16 protein-coding genes and 2 pseudogenes are annotated in these 20,557 nt (G+C 68.3%); 13 read left to right on the top strand and 5 right to left on the bottom strand.

Features of this window, described 5'->3' with window-relative positions:
- Positions 1–341: 341 nt before the first annotated feature.
- Positions 342–1,151 (bottom strand): SAM-dependent methyltransferase, encoded by an 810-nt coding sequence (locus E1182_RS06490; protein WP_243706064.1) that lies wholly within the window; start codon positions 1,149–1,151, stop codon positions 342–344.
- Positions 1,152–1,697: 546 nt separating this feature from the next.
- On the opposite strand from E1182_RS06490, the gene E1182_RS06495 reads away from it, so the two are divergent.
- The 7 genes from E1182_RS06495 (at position 1,698) to E1182_RS06530 (ending at position 8,328) form a co-directional block, all read left to right on the top strand.
- Positions 1,698–2,984, top strand: coding sequence for a serine hydrolase (locus E1182_RS06495; RefSeq protein ID WP_132262008.1), 1,287 nt, complete (start codon positions 1,698–1,700; stop codon positions 2,982–2,984).
- A 241-nt stretch (positions 2,985–3,225) separates the two neighbouring features.
- On the top strand, positions 3,226–3,495 hold the full coding sequence (locus E1182_RS06500; RefSeq protein ID WP_132261955.1) for a hypothetical protein: 270 nt from the start codon (positions 3,226–3,228) through the stop codon (positions 3,493–3,495).
- Between the two features lie 363 nt (positions 3,496–3,858).
- On the top strand, positions 3,859–4,317 hold the full coding sequence (locus tag E1182_RS06510; RefSeq protein WP_132261957.1) for a PPC domain-containing DNA-binding protein: 459 nt from the start codon (positions 3,859–3,861) through the stop codon (positions 4,315–4,317).
- A gap of 34 nt (positions 4,318–4,351) precedes the next feature.
- Positions 4,352–5,614: a hypothetical protein gene (locus E1182_RS06515; protein ID WP_132261958.1), complete on the top strand. Its 1,263-nt coding sequence runs from the start codon at positions 4,352–4,354 to the stop codon at positions 5,612–5,614.
- A gap of 12 nt (positions 5,615–5,626) precedes the next feature.
- A complete protein-coding gene (locus E1182_RS06520) occupies positions 5,627–6,343 on the top strand; it encodes a creatininase family protein (RefSeq protein WP_132261960.1) in 717 nt (238 codons plus the stop codon).
- A 579-nt stretch (positions 6,344–6,922) separates the two neighbouring features.
- Positions 6,923–7,261, top strand: a complete 339-nt coding sequence (locus tag E1182_RS06525; RefSeq protein WP_243706065.1) for a PadR family transcriptional regulator — start codon at positions 6,923–6,925, stop codon at positions 7,259–7,261.
- A 194-nt stretch (positions 7,262–7,455) separates the two neighbouring features.
- Positions 7,456–8,328 (top strand): hypothetical protein, encoded by an 873-nt coding sequence (locus E1182_RS06530; protein WP_132261962.1) that lies wholly within the window; start codon positions 7,456–7,458, stop codon positions 8,326–8,328.
- A gap of 440 nt (positions 8,329–8,768) precedes the next feature.
- Here E1182_RS06530 and E1182_RS06535 read toward each other — a convergent pair whose 3' ends face one another.
- The 3 genes from E1182_RS06535 to E1182_RS06545 form a co-directional block, all read right to left on the bottom strand.
- Positions 8,769–11,717, bottom strand: a complete 2,949-nt coding sequence (locus E1182_RS06535) for a M48 family metallopeptidase (protein ID WP_165942530.1) — start codon at positions 11,715–11,717, stop codon at positions 8,769–8,771.
- The gene (locus tag E1182_RS06540; RefSeq protein WP_132261966.1) at positions 11,714–12,244 is read right to left on the bottom strand and encodes a hypothetical protein; all 531 of its coding nucleotides are present in this window, start codon (positions 12,242–12,244) and stop codon (positions 11,714–11,716) included. The genes E1182_RS06535 and E1182_RS06540 overlap by 4 nt, the downstream gene beginning before the upstream one ends.
- Before the next feature lie 228 nt (positions 12,245–12,472).
- A complete protein-coding gene (locus E1182_RS06545) occupies positions 12,473–12,700 on the bottom strand; it encodes a helix-turn-helix domain-containing protein (RefSeq protein WP_305792120.1) in 228 nt (75 codons plus the stop codon).
- 90 nt (positions 12,701–12,790) lie between these two features.
- Between E1182_RS06545 and E1182_RS06550 the strand changes: the two are divergent.
- The 3 genes and pseudogenes from E1182_RS06550 to E1182_RS06560 all read left to right on the top strand — a co-directional run.
- Positions 12,791–12,946: pseudogene (locus E1182_RS06550) on the top strand (transposase); the annotation flags it as partial.
- 595 nt (positions 12,947–13,541) lie between these two features.
- On the top strand, positions 13,542–14,294 hold the full coding sequence (locus tag E1182_RS06555) for a transposase family protein (protein ID WP_243706066.1): 753 nt from the start codon (positions 13,542–13,544) through the stop codon (positions 14,292–14,294).
- Between the two features lie 114 nt (positions 14,295–14,408).
- A pseudogene (locus E1182_RS06560) lies at positions 14,409–15,271 on the top strand (IS5 family transposase).
- An 18-nt stretch (positions 15,272–15,289) separates the two neighbouring features.
- Here E1182_RS06560 and E1182_RS06565 read toward each other — a convergent pair.
- Positions 15,290–15,847: a hypothetical protein gene (locus tag E1182_RS06565; protein WP_132261970.1), complete on the bottom strand. Its 558-nt coding sequence runs from the start codon at positions 15,845–15,847 to the stop codon at positions 15,290–15,292.
- 880 nt (positions 15,848–16,727) lie between these two features.
- Here E1182_RS06565 and E1182_RS31585 point away from each other — a divergent pair.
- The 3 genes from E1182_RS31585 to E1182_RS06580 are packed head-to-tail and all read left to right on the top strand — an operon-like array spanning position 16,728 to position 20,381.
- The gene (locus tag E1182_RS31585) at positions 16,728–17,237 is read left to right on the top strand and encodes a hypothetical protein (protein WP_207921291.1); all 510 of its coding nucleotides are present in this window, start codon (positions 16,728–16,730) and stop codon (positions 17,235–17,237) included.
- 55 nt (positions 17,238–17,292) lie between these two features.
- Positions 17,293–17,748, top strand: coding sequence for a hypothetical protein (locus E1182_RS06575; protein WP_132261972.1), 456 nt, complete (start codon positions 17,293–17,295; stop codon positions 17,746–17,748).
- Complete coding sequence (locus E1182_RS06580; RefSeq protein WP_132261975.1) at positions 17,745–20,381, top strand: tetratricopeptide repeat protein; 2,637 nt, start codon at positions 17,745–17,747, stop codon at positions 20,379–20,381. The genes E1182_RS06575 and E1182_RS06580 overlap by 4 nt, the downstream gene beginning before the upstream one ends.
- Positions 20,382–20,557: the final 176 nt, after the last annotated feature.

A 20,557-nucleotide genomic window follows, 5' to 3' on the forward strand; every position in this document is an offset into this window, starting at 1 on the left:
CTACTCGAACAAGCCGGCCACTCCGACGCCGCCCACGACGCTTACCTCCGCGCCGCCCGGACCACCGCCAGCCTGCCCGAACAGCGCTACCTCACCCGCCGCGCCGCCCAACTTCGGAAGATCTTTCGCGCTAGGGCGGCGTGTCCCTAGATCACTGCCTGAAGTTGTTTTCCGGCCGGCTGGAAACTACGGGCGGTCCTAACCGTCCTACGACAACGTTCATGGACGATGTGAGAAGTAGATTGTCAGCTCCGTCGTAACGGCGCGCGAATGCCACGCTCAACTCGCTGACCGCCCCTGCCCGACCCAGGGCAGGACCCGATGCAGCTTGGCGGTCGGGGTCACCGGGTGGCGACGGCTCCGTGCATTGGCGATCGAGTCGGGGTCGAGGCATAAGGGTCGGGGTCGCTCAGTTCCGGGCGCCAGTCGCTGAGCGGCACCAGGCCGGGAGGCATCAGCGTCATATCGCCGAACAGCGCCATGATTTCCTCGTCGGTTCGGGCGGTGACTTCGGTGGCGGCCTGCGTCCGGTAGATGCCCTTCGCCGCGGACACGCTCAACTCGCCGAAAAGGTCGGTCACGTCCGCGCTTGCATGAGAGATGACTATGGCGCTTCCCGGCACGAGCCGATCCCTTATCGGTGCAACGACATCGGTGACGCGGTCGGGGATCATGTGGAGCACCGAGCAGTAGATCAGCGCCGTGGGCTGGTCCAGGTCGATCACCGTAGCGAGGTCGCTGTCGGTGAGCGCGTCGAGGATCAGCTGTGGGTGAGTGAGGTCCGCCTGGACGGCGTGGCAGTGTGGGTTGTCGATCAGAATCTCGTTGGAGGCGACGACCGCCACAGGGTCGATGTCGACGTACAGCACCCGGCTGTCGGGGGCGATCGACTGGGCGGTCTCGTGCACGTTGCCCTGGGTGGGGATACCGGAGCCCAGATCGAGGAACTGCCGGATTCCCGCTTCGGCGAGTACACGTACCGCGCGCTGCAGGAACAGCCGGTTTGACACAGCCATGTCGGCGGCTTGAGGAAGGGCCTGCAGGAGCTGTCGAGCGGCCTCGCGGTCGGCGGGGAAGTTCTGTTTGCCGCCGAGGAGGTAGTCGTAGATCCGGGCGGTGGTGGCCCGTCCGCTATCGGCTGTGCCGGTCACGTCTATACCTCATCGTGGACGACTTTTCCCCGCATTAGCGCCCCGAGGTCCGCGCCCTGCTGCGCTGCGATGACTGGTGCAGACTGACACCGAGCAGTTGGACCATTATGTCGAACCGGTCGGTCGGCGCCAGCACGCGGCCGCTGAGATACAGGCCGATGGCCGAGGGACCAGCCCGTCTTGGCGGCAAGTTTTCGATAGGCCAGTGGCGAGTCACCTCGTCTGCGCGCCTCTCGCCGGCGCAGCTGACGCAACACGCTGGCCAGCTCGGTGATGGTACGCGGAGCGACGCTGTCCGGGCCGATGATCACGTCCTCATTGGATTGGCCTGCCATGACTACCCCGCGCCCCTCGGTAGGTCCTGAAGTGATTCTCACACGTCCCGCATGTCCAGTCGCGTCCAGCGGTGTCCAGGAACGCCGTCATCAGCGGAACCATCGGCGCATCCTCATCCGCGTCAGCTTCGCCAGCCGTCCCACCGGCGACTCGGCTGGTCAGGCAAGCGGGAGGAGAGTGCCCGTCGTGAACGAAAGATCGGAAGAAACGATGCACGATTCACAATGGCGCAGGCGTGACCTGGGCCGGCTGGTTGGCGCGGCGGGTATCAGCGCGTTGGCCGGCGGCGCCTTCGGGGGCGTGAGCTCGCCACGGCCGGCACGGTCGGTGCCGCCCGTGTTCCAGGCGACCGGTCTCTCGGTGGCGGCACTGCGAAGCTTCGACGACACCATGGAAAGCTTCATGAAAGCTCGGCAGATCAGCGGCGGTCAGCTAGCGGTGACCTATCAAGGCCGACTGGTGTTGGCCCGCGGCTACAGCTACGGCACCGCAGGTGCGCTGACGGTGCGCCCCACCTCCCTGTTCCGGGTGGCCAGCGTATCCAAGCCGATCACCGCAGCGGCGCTCGCCCTCGCGGCCGGGGACCTGCTCGACTCGCCCGTCACCTCCACCACCTCGGTACTGTCGGTGAACCCGCCGTTGGGCCAGACCCGTGACCCCCGGATGTTCCAGGTGACGCTGAAGGATCTGTTGCTGCACACCGGCGGCTGGGACCGCGATATCTCGGGCGACCCGATGTTCAAAGACCACGAGATCGCCCGGGCGTTCGGGGCGTCGCTGCCGATCACCAACAATCAGATCATCAAGTACATGGTCGGCCGCCCGCTGGACTTCAACCCCGGCAGCCGGTACGCGTACAGCAACTACGGCTACATGCTTGCCGGCAGGGCGATCGAGGACCTGAGCGGCATGTCGTACCAGTCGTACGTGCAGCGTAACCTCTTCGATCCGCTCGGCATCACCCGGATGAGGCTGGCTGACACCCTCACCCCGCGCGCCGACGAGGTGCCGTACCGCTCCCAATACACCGGCGTTACGGTCATGGACAACTCGGGTGCCACCGTGCCGCAGCCGTACGGCTACTTCAACATCAACAACATGGCGGCCCATGGCGGGTGGCTCGCCTCGGCGGTGGATCTGGTCCGCTTTGCCACGCTGTTCGACTCCGCCAACGGCGTACTGAGCCAGGCGAACCTGGATCGGATCTTCGCAATACCGAGACTGGGCACGTCGGATGGGGTCTACTACGGCCTGGGCTGGCAGGTCCGCTTGGTGAACGGCGGCGCGGCGGGTCGGAACACGTGGCACAACGGCAGCCTGCCCGGGACGCACTCGTTGCTGGTCCGGACGTACCACGGGATGAGCTGGGCGGTGCTCTTCAACCGGCGGGACGACGCCTCGGGACTGAGCTACGACGCAATTGACCCGGCGTTATGGAACGCGGCCGGGGCGGTGACCAGCTGGCCGAGCCACGACCTCTTCCCCGCCCACTTCTGAACGGGGGCATGATTCCGCTTCTGCCACGGGTCCCCGGGTCGCGGTCGCGGCCCGGGGACCCGGGCTGGACGCCGACCGGTCGGGTGGGAAGCGTGTACGACCCTGTTGCCAATTCTGGTCGCATCTTCATATCAGCGAGACCTGCGACAACATTCCCAACGTCAGCGGAGACGACGGTAGACAACCGCCGAACCTGATCACCAACGTGGTCACCACCCACGCCGCTGTCGCGGACTCCGCCATGACCATCCCGATCCACCACGACCTGGCCGACCGGGAGTTGCTGCCCGCCGAGCATCCGATGGACGCCGGCCACGCCTCCGCCCCGCACATCCTCGCCTGCCGAAACGAACACGGGGTGCGGCTGGTGACCCCGGTCCGCGCCCACCCTTCCCAGCAGGCCCGCGCCCGGACCGGCTCCCACCGCGACGCGTTCACCATCGACTTCGACCGCGAACAGGCCATCTGCCCAGGCAACAGGGTCGTACAGATGTTGCTGTCGTGCTCATGAGTGATGCGGGGCGCGATCCAGTACTCCCCATTCCCCTCGGCTGCGCCGGGCGGCGCGGACCAGCCGTTCGCGGACCCGCTCCGCGTCGGGATGGTCGAGGTCGTCGAGGATGCGCAGGGCGCGCTGCCAGGTGCGCGTGGCGCCCGCCCGGTCGCCCAACGAGTATCGGCTGTCACCGAGCCGGCGACGCCTTCCTCGGCAGCCTCGCCCTCGACCTCGCCCGCCAGACCCCGCTACCCGAAGCCCTCACCACCGCCGTCCACGCCGGCTCCCACGCCGTCCAACACAGCCGCGCCCACACCGCGACACGCCAAACCCCCTGATCGGGACACTCGTTCGAGGCGGGAAGGGCACCAACAACGCATGCGTAGCCACGACCTTACCCCAGGACGGATGATCAGTGTGGTCTTCGACCACGGCGACGACTTCTTCACCGCCCTCGCTGACGCCTGCCACGCCCACGGCATCAAACAGGGCTACATCCCCATGTTCATCGCCGGCCTGTCCACAGCCAAGATCGTCGGCACGTGCCGACGCCTCGACAACCCCGACGCCCCCGTCTGGACACACGTCGACCTCACCAACGTCGAAGCCCTCGGCGGCGGCACCATCGCCTGGGACGACACCAACCAGAAGATTCTCCCCCACATCCACCTCACGGCCGGACTCAAGGAACACAGCGCCACCGCCCACACCAGCCACCTGCTGGACGCCACCGTCCAATTCCTCACCGAAATGCTGATCATCGAGGTCAGCTCACCGGCCATGCACCGGCTACCGAACACCGACCTGTACGACGTACCGCAACTCCACTTCGGCTAACAATCCCGAACGTGGCCCACGGAGGAGGGCACAGATGCCCCGCCACCCCGACACCGTCATCACGCCCAACAGCCTGCTCATCCAGGCCCGCCAGCGCCTGGCGTCCCCGCGACGGCCCGGCCAGCACTTGTCCCGAGCCGAACTGGCCGACGCCATCAACGCCGCCCTCGACCGCCTCTATACCGGGCGAAGCCTCACCGCCCACTACGTCGACCACCGCTGGGTCGGCAAACTCGAACGCGGAGAACACCGCTGGCCCAGCCACGAACGCCGCGCTGCCCTCCGCCAGGTGCTCGGCGCCACCACCGACACCGAACTCGGCCTCTACAGCCCGCGACGCACTCCGGACGCCATCCGATCTGGCCACGTCCAGGACCAACCGGCTACGCGCCGGCTACCCCACGTCCACGTCAGTGGCAAACTTCTCGACGGCGATCCAGAGGCATGGCTACATGCACTCGACGAGTTCACGAACCAACCTATGCGTACCTGGCCTCAACTCAGAGGCCGTGTGCAGGAGCACCTCGAAGTCCTCGATCATCTCCAGGGCGGCCACGTTCGCCCGCACCTTGCACGGGTCGATGCCCGCTGGTCGGAGTTCATGAGTTGGATCGCCGACAACACCGCCCCGCCCGAAGGTTGGGCGTGGCTTGACCGATCGCACTGCCGCGCGATCGAGGCTGACGACTCATCGCTTGTCGCCTACACGCTCATGCGACAGAGTCAACGCGCCCTCGACAACGGCGACGTCCGCGCCGCGATTGTCTTCTCGCGCCGCTCCCTGGCACCCAGTTCGGTACCCGCCCGCACTCGCGCGCTGTGCCTTACTCGCGTGGCCGAAGCACTGGCTGCCAGCGGCGACGACGAGGCACGTACCGCAATCATCGCAGCCCGACGTGAGCTGCCCGACGCAGGCGCCAACGCGGTCGATGAAGACGACTTCGCCCGACACTGCGACCCGCGCTACGTTGCCGCAGTTGACGCCCGCTGCCGGCACTTGCTCGGTGACCCGGCATCCGCCACCGCGATCTTCGAGGAACTCCTCAGCGACCAAGCCGCCATCACACCAATCGACGCCGGGCTCTGGCACGCCCACCTCGCCGAGTGCTACCTGCACCACGACCCAGAACGCGCTGTCGACCACGGAATGCGCGCGCTGCGACTCTCGGACGAGACCGCCTCCTACCGTGTCATTCGCGCTACCCACCCTCTCGCGATAGCGCTGCGCCGGCACAGCGCCCTGCCCTCAGCCCGGGCCTTCATTGACAGGCACCGCACCGCGGTGACAACCCAGTGACAAGATGACCGCATGGACCTGCTGCCGCTCATAACCAGCACCGACGTCGCCGCGAGCGCACCCGAGGTAGCCGTCCTGCCCGTCGGCAGCTTCGAACAGCACGGTTCGTTTCTGCCGCTGACCACCGACACGATCGTCGCCACCGCAATCGCTGCAGCCATCGCGCGACGGCACAACGTCCTGGTCCTGCCGCCGATCACCCTGTCTTGCTCGCACGAGCACGCCGGCTGGGCCGGTACCGTCAGCATCAGCCACCAAACCCTCTCGGCGATCATCGAGGACATCCGATCCTCGCTCGCCGCGAGCGGAATCACCCGGCTGGCCATCGTCAACGGCCACGGCGGCAACTACGTTCTATCCAACATCGTCCAGACCGCCAATGCCGTGACGCCCGGCTCGATGACGCTGTTCCCGACCCGCACCGACTGGGCAAAGGCCCGGCAAGACGCGCGCTTGGACAGCGACGCCCACCACGATATGCACGCCGGTGAGCTGGAAGTGTCCATCCTGCTGCACGTACATCCCCACGCGGTCGGCGAGGACTTCACCACCGGCGACCACACCGCAGACGACCGACCGATGCTGCTACTCCACGGGATGAGCGCGTACACGAAGACGGGCGTCATCGGCCGGCCCTCAGCAGGCACCGCAGCCAAGGGCCAAGCCCTGCTGGCAAGCCTCGCGCAGTCGTTCGACGACCATCTCGCCGCCCTGCTGAGCCAGGGGTGACGGAACAGTCCGACACGACCCCCGCGAAGGAGGCGAGAATGCCGCGCCGCCCGCCACCTGTCGGTGCAGATCCGAGTGCAGAGGCTGGTTACGGCCGCAAGTGCAACCCCGGTGCCGAGTTCGGTATGCGTCCGGCGAGTCGCTGCCTACTCTGGCGACGGCCCAAGTCCGTGACGTTGCGTAACGGGATGTTGCTGAGTCGCCCGTTCTCTCGACATGCGGATCTGCCGATGTGCGCTCACCTGATCATTCGGACGTGGTCGCATCGAGACAGTCGTGTCGCCGATCACCGTCGGACCCCAGCCTGACCCAGCGCGACGCCAACAACCGGTACCACCGGATGAACGGCGGCCGCGAGCCAGTAGCCGACGTGCGCGCTCTTCGGGACGTTGCGATAGCGGCGTTGCCCGGCGGTGCAGTGGCCGTTCGTGCTTCCTCCGGCCACCGGAGAGTGTGGCTTGTTCGGGTCTGCCGGTCGCGGGGCGTGGCTCGGGACCGCAAGCGGGCGATGTAAGCGCCCGGGCCGGCGCGGCACCAGCACCGTTGCACCATAGTCAGACAATCTTTATATTGGCGGTCATGTCGAAGGCCATGCGAGAACCGACGTTCTGGATCCTGACCGCGCTGGTCGATCAACCACGGCACGGGTACGGCGTGATCCAGACGGCCGAGGCACTCTCCGAAGGCCAGGTCAGGTTGCAGGCCGGCACCCTCTACGCGGCGCTGGACCGGTTAGCCGCCCAAGGACTGGTCGCGATCGACCGAGAGGAGACCGTTGAAGGGCGTCCTCGGCGCTACTACCGCCTCACCGACGGCGGCGCGGCGGCACTCGCTGAGGAGACAGCGCGACTGGCCCGCAACGTTCGCACCGCATCGCGGCTGCTGAACGCCTCACGGCCTGGCCCGGCGTTCGCATGAGCCGCCGCCTCGCCACCCCATATCGCCTGCTGCTGCGCGTCTACCCGAAGGGCTCACGTCGCGGAGAACTGGCAGACACGCTGCTCATGGCTGCCGAGGCCGGACACGTCCGGCCCGGCCCCATTGAGACGCTCAACTTGCTTCGGCAAGGCATGCGGGCCCGACTCGGTCGTCCACTCAGCAGAGGCGTGGTCGTGCTGGCAATCTTCGCCTCAATCTTCTCCGGCTTTCTGAGCGCGTCGCTGGCGAACCGTATTGGTTGGGAGGCTGCGCCGGCGCTCCCAACCGGCGCAGCGCGGACTCAGCTGGCCGAGATGCTCACCCCAGGCTTATCGGCACAATGGTACGAAAGGTCGGACGACCCCTTCCACAACAACGGCGGTGAGACCGATGCGGCGTCGGTCAGCTACAGCACCGATCGAACGCCTGCAACCGAGGACGTCGACGCCTATCTAGCCGGCCTGCAGCAACGCCTGGAGGCGGCCGGCTGGACCGTCACCGACACCTACTCGACCAGCCCGACCGACATCGAAACCGGCGCCCGGCGCAACAACTCGCAGGCGTTGACCGCACGCAACGACGCACTCGTGCTGTCGTTCGAGGACTACTTCGACGCAGCGTACGCCGAAGGCGGGCTCAGAGTCTCGATCTACCGGGCGGAACCGCGCTGGCTCACTGGTTCGACGCTCGCCGTCGGCCTGCTCGGCATGCTGGCCGGATGGCTGCTAGCCGGCTGGGCCAGCCGCCGTCTCGAGCACCGTCCGTTGGCTGCTCCTCTCGCGGCCACCGCCGCCATTGGCGGTCTCGTCTTGCTGATCCCCGCCTGGCTGCTCGGTAGTCTGCAATTCCTGGGCACACTGTCCGACACGGCCGTGCCTGACTCGCCGTTCTGGCGTGGCCTGGTGCCCACCGACGAGTTTGGCGGCATGGCCTACCCCGCCGGGGCGGCGATAACAGCAGCCATCGCCGTGGCCGTGCTCTGCCCGCCCCGGCCCGCACCCGCCACCGACCCCGGCTCAGCCAGTTATCTGACCCACGAGGCCAACCTCGACCAAGATCAGAAGTAGCCGCCGAACGGGCGCGGCGTCGCGCCAGGACGCCGATCACCATCTGCGGCGGCCCGCTGACGCAGCCGGGCGGCCAAGCGGGATCGTTGCCGTAGGCCTCGTCGCCGGTCGCCCACCGGCACTGCATCGCAGCGGCTACCGCCGTGTCCACCCACATCCGACAGCCGCTTCCGCTAATGCAGACGGCGCCGGTGTTGAACTCGTACGGCACCGACCAGCAACGGATCGGTCCGGCGATCGCGGCAGTCGGACGAGCAGTGGCTCCCTGACTGCCTTTTCCGATTCGGCGCAGCCACACTGGGTGATCGCAGCGCGACTCGACAGCCTCTGGCAGTCCCGGAGAGGAAGCCACAACCCCGGCCGTCGGGTGTACGGTCGCAGATGTGTCGCGCCGGCGCGGTGCTGACCGCTCTGGTTCTGGGCGGGCAGTCGCTGCGATGCTACGTTCGATTGAGCTCGACGGCATACTGGCTGCTCATGGAGGGCTCACCGTTGATCTGGCGTAGGGTGTCGCCGCTGCAGGCGTAGCGCTCGTCGGACAGGTCCGCGGTGAGGGGGTCCTCCCCCCTGACGGAGCCGTTGACCTTGATGGTGACGGTGCCTGCGCGGGCCACCTTCTCGTCGTCGTAGCGGATGACGCCGTTGTCGGTGTGATAGCGGGCGGTGATGCTGCCCGTGGTGATGACCTCCACGAGGTGCCCGCCGACGATCGCCGTTTCGGTCACCCCGGTGCCGGTGTCCAATGTGGCGACGCCCTCGGCGGTAAAGGTCTGGATGGTGCCGCTGCTGGTGAAGCGGGCGGGATCGAACCCGATCGCGGTGTCGGTGCGATGGGAGGTCTCACGCCAGGTGCCGATCAGGCACGGGTCGATTGTGGGAGCGCTGGGCGGTTGTCCAGGATCCGGTGGCGCGACGGCGACGCTGGGAGCCGCACCCGGTGTCCAGTCATCGATGTTGTCCGGCACTGCTACCGCGGCGGCGGCGATGACGAGCGTGCCAAGTGCGCCGAGCACCCCTGCGGCGAGCCGTCGCCGGTGGTGACGGTCGGTTACGGGGGCGGTTGGCGGAGTAGGCCGAAGGCGCCGCCACAGTGCGGCGATCCCGGCGCTGATCAGTGCCACGGGGATGGCCGCAGCGGCCCCCCAGACGAGGATGAAGTGCAGGTGGACGTCGACATGTTCGTCGGGGAGAAAAAGCATCGGGCGACAGGAGTTCGTCTTCGACGACGCCACGAGGTTGATGCAGCTCGATACCGCCCAGCTGACGTAGAGCCCGGCGGTGGACAGGACCGCGGTGGTCGTGACGGTCAGCGGAACGAGGACGGGGCGCAGCCGGGTGGCCATTGCCGCGACCACGGCGGCGGCGACGGCTTGGAGCAGGGCCGCGACGGCCAGGTAGGTACCCATGTGAACGAACGGGAAGTGCAGGAGCACCTCATCGTTGATCTCGTCCGGGATTCGTCGCACGTCGGTGGGCAGGACGGCCTGGGCCGCATAAGGAATCGCGATCGCGGCTATGACCGCCACCAGTCCCGCGATCGCGCCGACGGCCGCAGCGCGGCGGAAACAGACGGATTGCCGGCTGTCGCGGTGTCGTCGGCTCAGCAGGACGGCGGGTACGGCCCACAGCAGGACCATGCCGAGCGACGCGAGCGGTGTCTGCCTGGTCCTCAGCAGGGGTTGGTAGACGTAGAGGCCGCCGATCGTGTCGGCGAGGGTGCTGTACCACTCGATCGCCCAGCCGGTCGCCGGCCAGCCCTGGCCGTGGAACGTCATGAACAGGTTGGTGCCGTAGCCGTAGAAATACCAGAGTGCGAACATCGGGGCGCCCACGGCCACGGCGGTCGCGGTGACCACCCTGGCGGAAACTGCGCGGTGTCCGCCGGTGCTCGACTCGTCGAGCGACCTTCCTACCGAACGTGTCCACGCCGAGATCAGCAGGAACCCGGTGACGAGGAGCGTGGTGTTCACCGCGAACGCGACCGGACCGGCGGCGAACCCGCCCAGATTGGTGTCGGCGGCCAACAGCGACAGCGGCCCGCCGGTGGCGAACCCGGCCGCGACGGCGATCGGCAGGAGCACCGCGTCACGCCGGGACGGCCCCTGACCACGGTGGGGTGCGTCGACCTGGCGCAGCGCGCTGACGAGCGCGCCGACCAGCAGCGCGCCGGCCGGTAGCGCGAGCAGCACCAGACCAATCACGAGGTACCTCCCCATGAGGTTTCCCACGAAGAGGCTGATGTTGTTCAGCACCAGCGCGGTGACCAGCCCTAGACCGGCCAGTTCCCATCCGCTGGTGCGGGCCAGACGGTCGGGGTCGTCCATCGCCGCGACCCGGCGCCGGGGGTCCGGGTGGGTGCCGAGGTGGGCGCCGTAGCCGCGCCATCGCCGCGGCACCGGGAAGCGGCTGACCTGCGGCGGCCAGGGCAGGGACCTCACCACGCGGCGTAGCGCACCGTCGGTGCTCTCCCAGCCGGCGGCGACCACATCGGCGTGGAGTTCACGGCTACGAAGGATGGCGTTGCGGGCCAGGTACACCACGGCGGTCAGGAACAGCAGGGCGACAAGGCGGTGGAGCAGCTCCCTCGACGAGGCGGGGTCACCTGACCACGACCATTGTTGCGGTCGGCGCAGCACGTCCGGGTTCAGCGACAGGGCGATCAACGGCGCCACGAGCGATGCCACGAACGACCACCAGATCGCGATGGTGAGATAGGTGCGGTCGACGTCACGATTGTGCAGGTGCCCCAGCTCGTGCCGGATGACGGCGCGAAACCCGGCCCGGTCGGTGTCATATCGCAGCAGAAGTCCGACGTCAAGACACACCCGACGACGTCGGGGCAGGCCGAAGGCCTGCCCACCGTGGGTGCCCGCGTACGGGGCCAGCAGCCACAGCGGCGGCCGGGGCAGGCCGGCCTGGCGGGCCAAACCGTCAAGCTCCGCCAGCACGTCGGCGTTGCCGGCACTGGCCAGACGGGTCAGTCTGCGGCGACGGCCCAGCCACCACGGGTGCAACGCGTACAGCATCCCGGCCAGGACGAGCTGCGCCAACAGCCCGAGACCCACCCACTTCGCCTGCTGGTGGAAGAACGGCTCCATGCACTGATTGGTCAACCATCCCCGCACCAGCACGCTGTCCGAGAAGGTGAGCCGAAGAGGTGCGACGGCGGCGGTGATCCCGTCCAGACACGGATCGACCCGCTCACGGTTCAACCGCTCCAGCGAGGGCGTCGCCACGTGGATGACGCTCAGCGCGACGACGCTGGACGCGAGCACGGCAGCGATCAGGGTGGCGAAGCGGATGTCCGTCCAGGGCCGCAACGAACGCGCCGAGGCGGATCTCCGCACCGCCCGACGCCGACCGACGTCCTCATCGGCGGTGGCAGTCACTGCGGCGGTACTCCGGTGATGCCATCTCCCACCACCGCGGCGGCGATCAGGTCGGCGCGTTGCGGTGACATCTTCGCGTACCGCACCAGCGCCTGCGCCACGATGCTGCGGACCTGCGCCCACTGCTCACCAGTCAGCTGCGGCACCGCCGGGTCATCCGCCACCGCATCCGGCTCTTCCGCTGGCCGCCCGTCCGGCTCCATCGGCAGGCCGAGCAGTCGACGCACACCCCTGCGGGAGGCCGCCGAACACCGGTCGACCACGTACGCCACCACTTCGGCCGACGCGGCGAGGAACACCGGAGTGAGCAGCTCCTCCACCCCCGGCAGGCCGAACTTTAGCTGATCACCACCGCCGTCTGCACCGGAAAGCGCCCGGTGCGGGTCGGCGAAGTACGCCGCACGCAGCACGTCGAAGACCCGTCGCTCCGCCATCACCTGCGCCGGCTCCACCGCGGCGGCCCGCTGCAACATGGCGTACGCCACCTCGGCGACCAGGTGCTGATCCGTCGACTGTCGCGCTTTCACGCCACGCCATCCCATCGATCGATCATTGACCTGGTACCAACGCGGCCGGGAAAACAGATGTCCTCGCTCAGCATCGCCACACCGTAAATGCCTACAGTCACCATCCGCACCCGCCGCCCCTGTCGGCTTACCGACCCCATGCATCGACGAGCCGACCGAACGGCTACCCGCCGGGTGCGACCCTTCGGGTAAGGAGCGATCCGGTAACAGCACGAAGGCCCCTTCACCTCACCGGGGCTTGATTGGGGCGGTGTTCTCCGCCCGCGTCGCGATCAACTGGGCCGGCTGACCTCGAAGATGTCGCAGCGCGGCGAGCACCGGCAGCGAAAGCCGCTCCGGAGCCTGGGTGACCAGTCGCCAGATTTGCACCGCCGACAGCGTGATCCCGCGCTCGGCCAGCAGCGGGACCAAGTCGGAGGCGCCGAACAGCCCGTGCGCGGCCATGACCTCGCGCAGCCGCTACTGGTAGAACACCTGCCGCTCAAAACTCCTAACGAATTGATGTTGGGCGTAACCGGCTGGACGTGAGGCTCGTTCTGTCTGAACGTGAGGAGGGGTGAGCGGCCGCCGTGGGTCGTCTCGGACGATCTGTGGGCCGAGATCGCGCCGCTGCTGCCACCCCGTCCCCCTCGCCGGCAGCGGTTTCCGGGCCGTAAGCCGCTGGATGATCGCAAGGTGTTGTGCGGGATCCTGTTCGTGCTCTACACCGCGAACAGCCGAGGATCCAACCGACCCGATGCCACCAGCGGCAACGCATCGGCCGGAATCACCCTCTGACGCCCCCCGGCCGACCGTGTGACGAACCGCATCTTGGCCCGGCCACGCCCGGGCTCGACCGTCACGCGCCCGCCACCGGAGACCGTAACCCTGTCGCCGGTCACAAGCGTCACCACACGCGCCGAGCCCGCAGTGCTCACCGCAGCAGACGGCAATAATGTGGCCGCAGCCGGCTGAACCGCCCAACCTAACGGCAGCCCGAGAGCGACCGCCATAAGGCAACCACCCAGCTTTGTCCTGAAACGCATGAATCTCCCACCACTCGTCGGGGTTCCCTCACCTCCTTTGTGTCGCCGATCTCCGAATGCTTACCGGTAGTGAGCCGCCAACCTGTTCAGCCATCAGGACTCTTCGACGTCGAGCGGGGCTTGGGCGGGGCCGACCCGAGCGTGAAGGGCTGGCAGATCATCGGGGCTGACCGCTCGCTCACCAGCCTGGCGCGATCAGATCCAGGCGGCGCCGCTCCCGCGGCACCCGGAAGAAGACCCGCGCGCCGACCTGCTTCCACCAGGCGTTGCTCGTGCTCGTCTCGTTCCGCAAGCAGGAAGACCTGACCCTGCTGGGCGCCGGTTTCGGGATCTCCCGAACGACCGCGTACCGCTTCCGCGACGAAGGCGTCGCGGTGCTCGCCGCCCAAGCCCAGGATCTGCACACGGCGCTGCGGCGGGTCGCCGCCGACGGCTGGTCGTACGTCATTGTCGACGGCAAGCTGTTCGACTGCGACCGGCTCACCGAGACCACCCTGTCGGGCAAGGGCGAAACGATCGACGCCGGGTACTCCGGAAACCACCGCGACTTCGGCGCGAACATTCAAGCGATGCGCCCCGACGGGCTACCGATCTGGACGTCGCCAGCGATGCCCGGGTACCTGCACGACACCAGCTGCGCACGCGAACTGGGGATAACCGCCGTGCTGAACTGGTCCGCCGAGATTTACCTGCCGGCACTGGCCGACTCCGGCTACGAAAGTGCAGTTCACGGCATCAAGACACCGATCAAACAGCCTGCTGACGGTAGCCAGCTCGCGCCCGACAAGCGCGCCTACAACCGCCTGCTGCGCGGCCTGCGCTGGCAGGGCGAACGGGGCTTCGCCATCCTCATCGGCCACTGGAAAGTGCTGCGCCACGCCACGGTCAGCCCACGCCGGATCGGTGACATCGTCGTCGCCGTGCCGGGCCTCGGCCATCTGAGAGCCCTTCGAATAACCTGGGGAGTCGGTAGGCTGGAGACACCGGTCGATCTTTGTGCGGGCGCGGGCGGCGTGTCGCGCTGACGTGAGGCGGGGCCGTCAGGTACGAGAACTGGCGACCAAACCGTCATCCCCGACCCCAACGACCCCGCTATGAGTTTTTACCTTGTCGCCGGCGCCGGCGCATCCACCGCCGCCATGCCGGCTGGCCGGCACCTGCCCACGCGGCGCCCGCGCCGCTACCCGTCGGATACCACCGACACCGAGTGGGACATCATTGCCGGCTATCTCCAGCCGGCGGCACCACGGCCCGAGGCGGCCGGCCTGTGTGCTACCCGCGCCGGGACATCGTCGACGCCATCCGCTACATAGATCGCACCAGCTGCCAGTGGCCGGCGCTGCCGGCGGACTTTCCGCCCTGGCCGACCGTCTACCACTACTTCCGCACCTGGACCCGCGACGGCACCTTGACCCGGCTGCACAACGGACTGCGCACCGAACTACGCCAGGCCGAGGGCCGCAACGCCGATCCCACCGCCGCAGCGGCGGACTCCCAGAGCGTGCGGGCGGCCGAGATGGTCACCCGGTCCGGCCGGGGTTACGACGCGGGCAAGAACGTCAACGGCCGCAAGCGACACATCGTGGTCGACACCACCGGTCTACTGCTCGTCGTGCTGGTCACCGCCGCCAACATCCAGGACCGCGACGCCGCCCGCCTCCTGCTGGCCGCCGTGCGGACCTGCTTTCCCCGCATCCGCAAGCTGTGGTGCGACGGCGGCTACAGCGGACAGCTTGTCACCTGGGCACAGACGACCCTCGGCCTCACCGTGGACATCGTCCGCAAACTCGCTGGCCAGGTCGGATTCCAGATCCGACCACGCCGATGGGTAGCCGAGCGGACCTTTGCCTGGATCAACCGCTGCCGGCGCACCGTGCGCGACTACGAAGCCCTGCCCGAACACCACGCCGCCATGGTCCAGTGGGCCATGGTCATCATCATGACCAGACGCCTGGCCCGCTACCGAACCCGGCCCCGCCAACCCTCCCGACGAGCAGCATGACCGGTTATTCAAAGGGCTCTAAGTGCCGGACGGCGTCCCCACCCGGCCCGAGTTCTCGGCTGTGGACTCCTCGCCCGCCGGATCCCGGGTCAGGGCCGCGACACGCTGCCGTAACTGGGTCGTGAGACCGGTATCCCGAACCAGAACGGTGATGCCGCCGCCGATGAACGCCACCCCAAGGCCGATGCCTGCTGCGCCCATTAGCAGGTTGATGGCGGTGTCGGTGGTGTTGGTAGTGAGGACAGCGGCGATGGTCAGGGCGGCGGCGGTCAGGGTGGTGTAGGCGGCCCAGGCGGCCGGGCCGACGGCGGCGGCGATCGCGGCGAGCAGGGCCAGGGCGAGCAGGGTGCGGGCGGTGTGGCGGACCAGGGACGCCCGTGGGGGAAGCCGGCGCAGTGAGGCGGCGGCGGACAGGATCGCGCCCGCGGCGGTCGCGGCGGCCACGCCCCGGTAGCCGACGTCGTTGCTCAGGACGTTGATGCCCATGCCGCTGGCAGCGCTGAGCAGTACCACGGACAGTCGGCTCCGCCAGTCCGGGCCGGTGCGTGGCGCGTCGGGTTCGCCGTTGGTGCTCACCCTGTCAGCATGACGTAAGCGATCGAGCACGACCGCACTGCGACCACAGGCCCCCGCTTGCCGAACGAGTCCGCGCCCGGATTGTGGCTTTCGGGACACACCGGGATGGTTCTACTGGTGCAACTGCCCCGGGCGGCCGCCGGCACCCGCTCACAGCGACTCACAGCCCAGGTCAACCCGCATGTCGTCTGCCAGTTGATGTGGGGCATTGCCAGCGTGTCTGAGGCATGGCGCGGTTTCTGCCATTTAAGTTGAGGCACTCTGATGGAGCGCGTCGGCGAGGCAGGTGGCGGTGCAGGCTGCGTGGGCGGTTTCGCCTGCGAGGTCGAGTGGTGGTTCGAGCTGTCCTATGTCGATCCGGCTGGCGTACGTCGTCGGGAGTCGTTGAGTTCCTGCTGGAGCGCCGCGTTCGAGCGTGCTGGCGCGGTGCGCCGGTTCACGTCGCGGCTGGGTCAGCGCAGCTTCTCCGGCTTGTGGTTCTTCGCTTCCAGCGGCGAGCATGTCGGGTTCGAGTCGTGGCTGGAGCGTGACCGGCTGATGGCGCTGGACGCGAGGCCCGGCACTCGCACGTTTCACCAGCGAGATCCGGCGCACCGTCAACCCCCACTACGAGTGGCACGCCTGGCCGCACTACAACAAGTTCCCACCCATCACCCAATGGATCATGGACCAGATCGAGGCCGTCCGAAACCCCGGGGACCACCGGCTCCAGCGCAGACAGACGCCGCCCGAGCACTACCAGCCCACCGTTGAGGTCCCGAGGCCCCGCCGAGCCTCCCGCTACACTGATGCTTCGCCAGCGGGGCAACGATGAAGGCGCTCAGCCACATGAGGCGTCCGGTCGGGACGGGTGCGAAACGCCGATCACGCGACGAGTTCCTTGAGGAAATACACCAAGCTCCACGTCCAGTCCGGCTGCACGATCGCGCCACGCATCGGCCTGCCGCAACTGCCGGTGGTGATCTGGCCCGAACCATCCAACAACGACGAGCAGGACGAGCGCAACGGGCTGCACTGGAAGACCCGCGCCCTCGTCGACTGGGCAGACGGCCGCCCGTTCGCCTGGATCGACGACGAAATCACCGACATCGACCGGACGTGGGTGTCGGCACATCACCCCGGACACGCCCTGCTGCATCGAGTCCACCCCCGCCAGGGCCTCACCGACGCGGACTACACCGCTGTCACAGACTGGCTGCACCAGCCCCGCGACACACCGCCACACGCTGAGGCTTCAGCCTGCCGCAAGCCAGGGACGGAGAGTCAGGAGCGAAGAACTGAGTATGCCGTTGAGCGATTAACTAACCTCCGGCCGACGCTGGAGGCCGCAGCCGCGTTGGCGTTGAGGTATCGCGGTGCTGGGGTGTCGGGTTCTCTACCGCAACGCTGACCCATGGAGCCACAGCTGGTATCGACGGGAGTGTCGGGAGTGTGGAGGGGGCAGGGTGGACACGGACTGGCTGGTGCAGTTGGCTACCTCGGGGGCAACGACGTTGGTCGGCGCGGCGGCCACCGACGCCTGGCAGCAGGCCCGCCTCGGGTTCGCGCGGCTGTTGGGCCGCGGTGACGCCGGGCGGCAGGAGCTGGTCACCGCGCGACTGGACAGACTGGCGAGCGCGGTGGAGCAGGCGGATGCCGCCGAGCGTGACCTGGTCCGTCAGCAGCTCTTGCCGGCCTGGCAGGCCCGACTGGCCGATCTGCTGGAGGAGGACCCTGCAGCCGCCGCCACGCTGAGCGGGCTGCGCGACGAGTTACAGTCCCAGTTGCCGGCGGTGCAGCGGCAGTGGGTGCAGCACATCACCGCATCGGCAGCGGGGGCTACCGCTCAGGGAGTGATGTTTGGCAACATCATCAACCAGCCCGCCCCACCGGCCGCCGACCGGCCCAGACCCCGGCGGTGATCACCCTGCAGAGTCCAGCAATCCAGAACGTTACCGCCGTTGCCGGGTTCGCCTACGGGGCGATCGGCGCCGACATTCACGTCTTCGGCGACGGCAGCCCGGTCTATCTGCTGGAGACACACCAACCGCCACCGATGCTGGACCGGGTCTGGCTTCGGGAGTTGCCAAGCCGGATGCTCAACGCGCGTTCACAGGTGGTGACGTTCACGGGCCGGCGACGCGAGCGCGACGAACTGGCCGTGTGGCGCGAGGGTGGGCCGCGGTTGGCGGTACGGTGGCTGCACGCTGCGGGCGGGCAGGGCAAGACCCGCCTGGCCGACCGCGTCGCGGCGGACGCCGCCGAGCAGGGGTGGAAGGTCATTGTCGCGGCCCACGGAGTCGGTGCTGTTCAGCCCTCCCCAGGTAGCCAGGACCTTCGCATCAGCGGGCACCGGGGCGTGTTGCTGGTCGTCGACTACGCCGACCGGTGGACCACCAGCGCCCTGACCTGGCTGCTGCGCAACACCGTGCTACACCAGCCCGACGTGCCGGCGCGGGTGCTGCTGGTGGCGCGCACCACGACAGGCTGGCCGGCCCTGCGCGCCGCGCTGCAAGACCCACGGGTACAGGCGGGCACCTCCGAACAGCCACTGGCCATCCTGGCCAGCGGCAACGCTCGGCAGGCGATGTTCGCCGCGGCCCGGAACAGCTTCGCCGCCGTTTACGACCTCGACGACCCCGTCGCGATCGCCGCACCCGCCGACCTGGCCCGACCAGAGTTTGGTCTGGCCCTGGCCGTGCAGGTCGCCGCGCTCGTCGCCGTCGACACCCACGCCACCGGCGCATCACCTCCCAACAGCCCGAGCCAGTTGACCGAATATCTGCTCGATCGCGAACAGCAGCACTGGGACCGCCTCTACGAGGGCCGAACCCGTGGCCTGGACCACCACACCCCGCCCAGCGTCATGGCTCGTACGGCGTTCACCGCCGCGCTGACCGGCCCGCTGCCGCATCCTGATGCCGTCGCCCTGCTCGACAGGGTGGAGAAAGAGCTGCCCGCCGAGCGGATCCTCACCGACCACACCCGCTGCTACCCCCCGGTCGGCCGCAGCCGCGACAGCGTGCTGGAACCGTTGTTCCCCGACCGGCTCGCCGAAGACTTTCTCGCCCTCACCCTGCTCGGCCACCCGACAAGCCAGCCCGGCCACAGCTGGGCCACCACCCGCCTCAACCAACTGCTGCCGGCCCCACCGGTACGGCAGGGCAGGACTGGCGCACCCGAGGACCCCGCCTACCTCGCCCGGACCATCACGTTCCTCACCGCCGCCGCGGCCAACTGGCCACACCTCAGAGCCGCCCACCTCTACCCGCTGCTGCGTGCCCGACCCGAACTGGCCCTCGCCGCCGGCGGCGCCACCCTCGCCACCCTCGCCACGCTCGCCGACGTTGACCTCGCCGTCCTCGAAGCCGTCGAGGCGCTCCTGCCCACCGAACGGCACATCGACCTCGACATCGCCGCCGCCGCGATCAGCACCACCCTCACCGCACACCGCCTCGACGCCACCGACGATCCCGCAGCCCACGCCCGCCTGCACGCCGCCCACGCCATGCGCCTGGCCAACGCCGGTCTGCGGGAGGAGGCGTTGGCCTCGGCCGAGAAATCCACCGCCATCTACCGGCATCTGGCCGAGGCCGACCCTGCCGCCCACCTGCCCGGCCTCGCCAGTTCCCTGGGCAACCTCGGCGTCTTCCTGTCGCTACTCGGAAGGTACGAGCAGGCGCTGGATCCGGCGAGGCAAGCCACCGACATCTACCGTCAACTGGCATTGATGAACCCGGCGGGCTGGCCCGGCCTCGCCGGATCGTTGAGCAACCTCTGCGTTCGGCTAGCGGAACTTGGCAGGTTCACGGAGGCGCTCGGCCCGGCGAGGCAAGCCACCGACATCTACCGTCAGCTGGCGCTGGCGGACCCGGAACGCCATCGTCCCGGTCTCGCCAGAGCCTTGAACAACCTCGGGGTCCGGTTGTCAGAACTCGGAGGATTCGCAGAGGCGGTGCTCCCGACGAAGGAGTCGATCTACATCTGCCGGGCTCTGACCGAGGTCAACCCAGACGCCTACCTGCCCGATCTTGGTGATGCGGTTACCAACCTCGGCGTGTATCTGGCGCAGCTGGGACGGCCGGAGAGGGCACTACGGCATGCCGAGGAAGCCGTCGCCATCTTCCGGCAACTGGCAGAGCGCAACCCACAGGCATATCGGCCCAACCTGGCAAAGGCACTGCGCAATCTGGGTATCACCCAGGCTGGCCGAGGAAGCCGGGATCATGCCTTGAGCCGTGCTGCGGAAGCCGTCGGCCTGTACCGCGAGTTGGTCAAGGCCGATCGGACCGCCTGGTTGCCCGACCTCGCCATGTCATTGGGTGCGTACGCATGGGTGTGTGTGACCGTAGGAGCCGAAGACGCCGAGCTCAAGCAGGCGTTGGAGGCCATCACCGAAGCGGTGGAGCTCTTCGGCCTGCTCGCCGAGCACCTGCCACGGGCGTTTGAGGGACAGGTCCTCTCGGCGTGCCGGACGCGTGCCGACGTGCTCGACAAGCTCCGCCGTACCGACGAGGCGACCGAGTTGCGCCGTCAATTCGGTCGGGGTCGATGAGGACAACCGGTCGGTGGTGTTCATGCCGCGCGGGCGCGGATCGCTCGACCTGGCCGCCCCGCTCGAAGCTGGCGTACGTCCTCTCCGGCCGATACAGGTCCTGGACATCGCTCGTCGCGGCAGCGGTAGAGCCGGTACCTGCCCATGTCGATGCAGAGCTGGGCGGACGATCCGTC

The organism is Micromonospora sp. KC721 (genome assembly GCF_004348355.1).
Lineage (GTDB): Bacteria > Actinomycetota > Actinomycetes > Mycobacteriales > Micromonosporaceae > Micromonospora.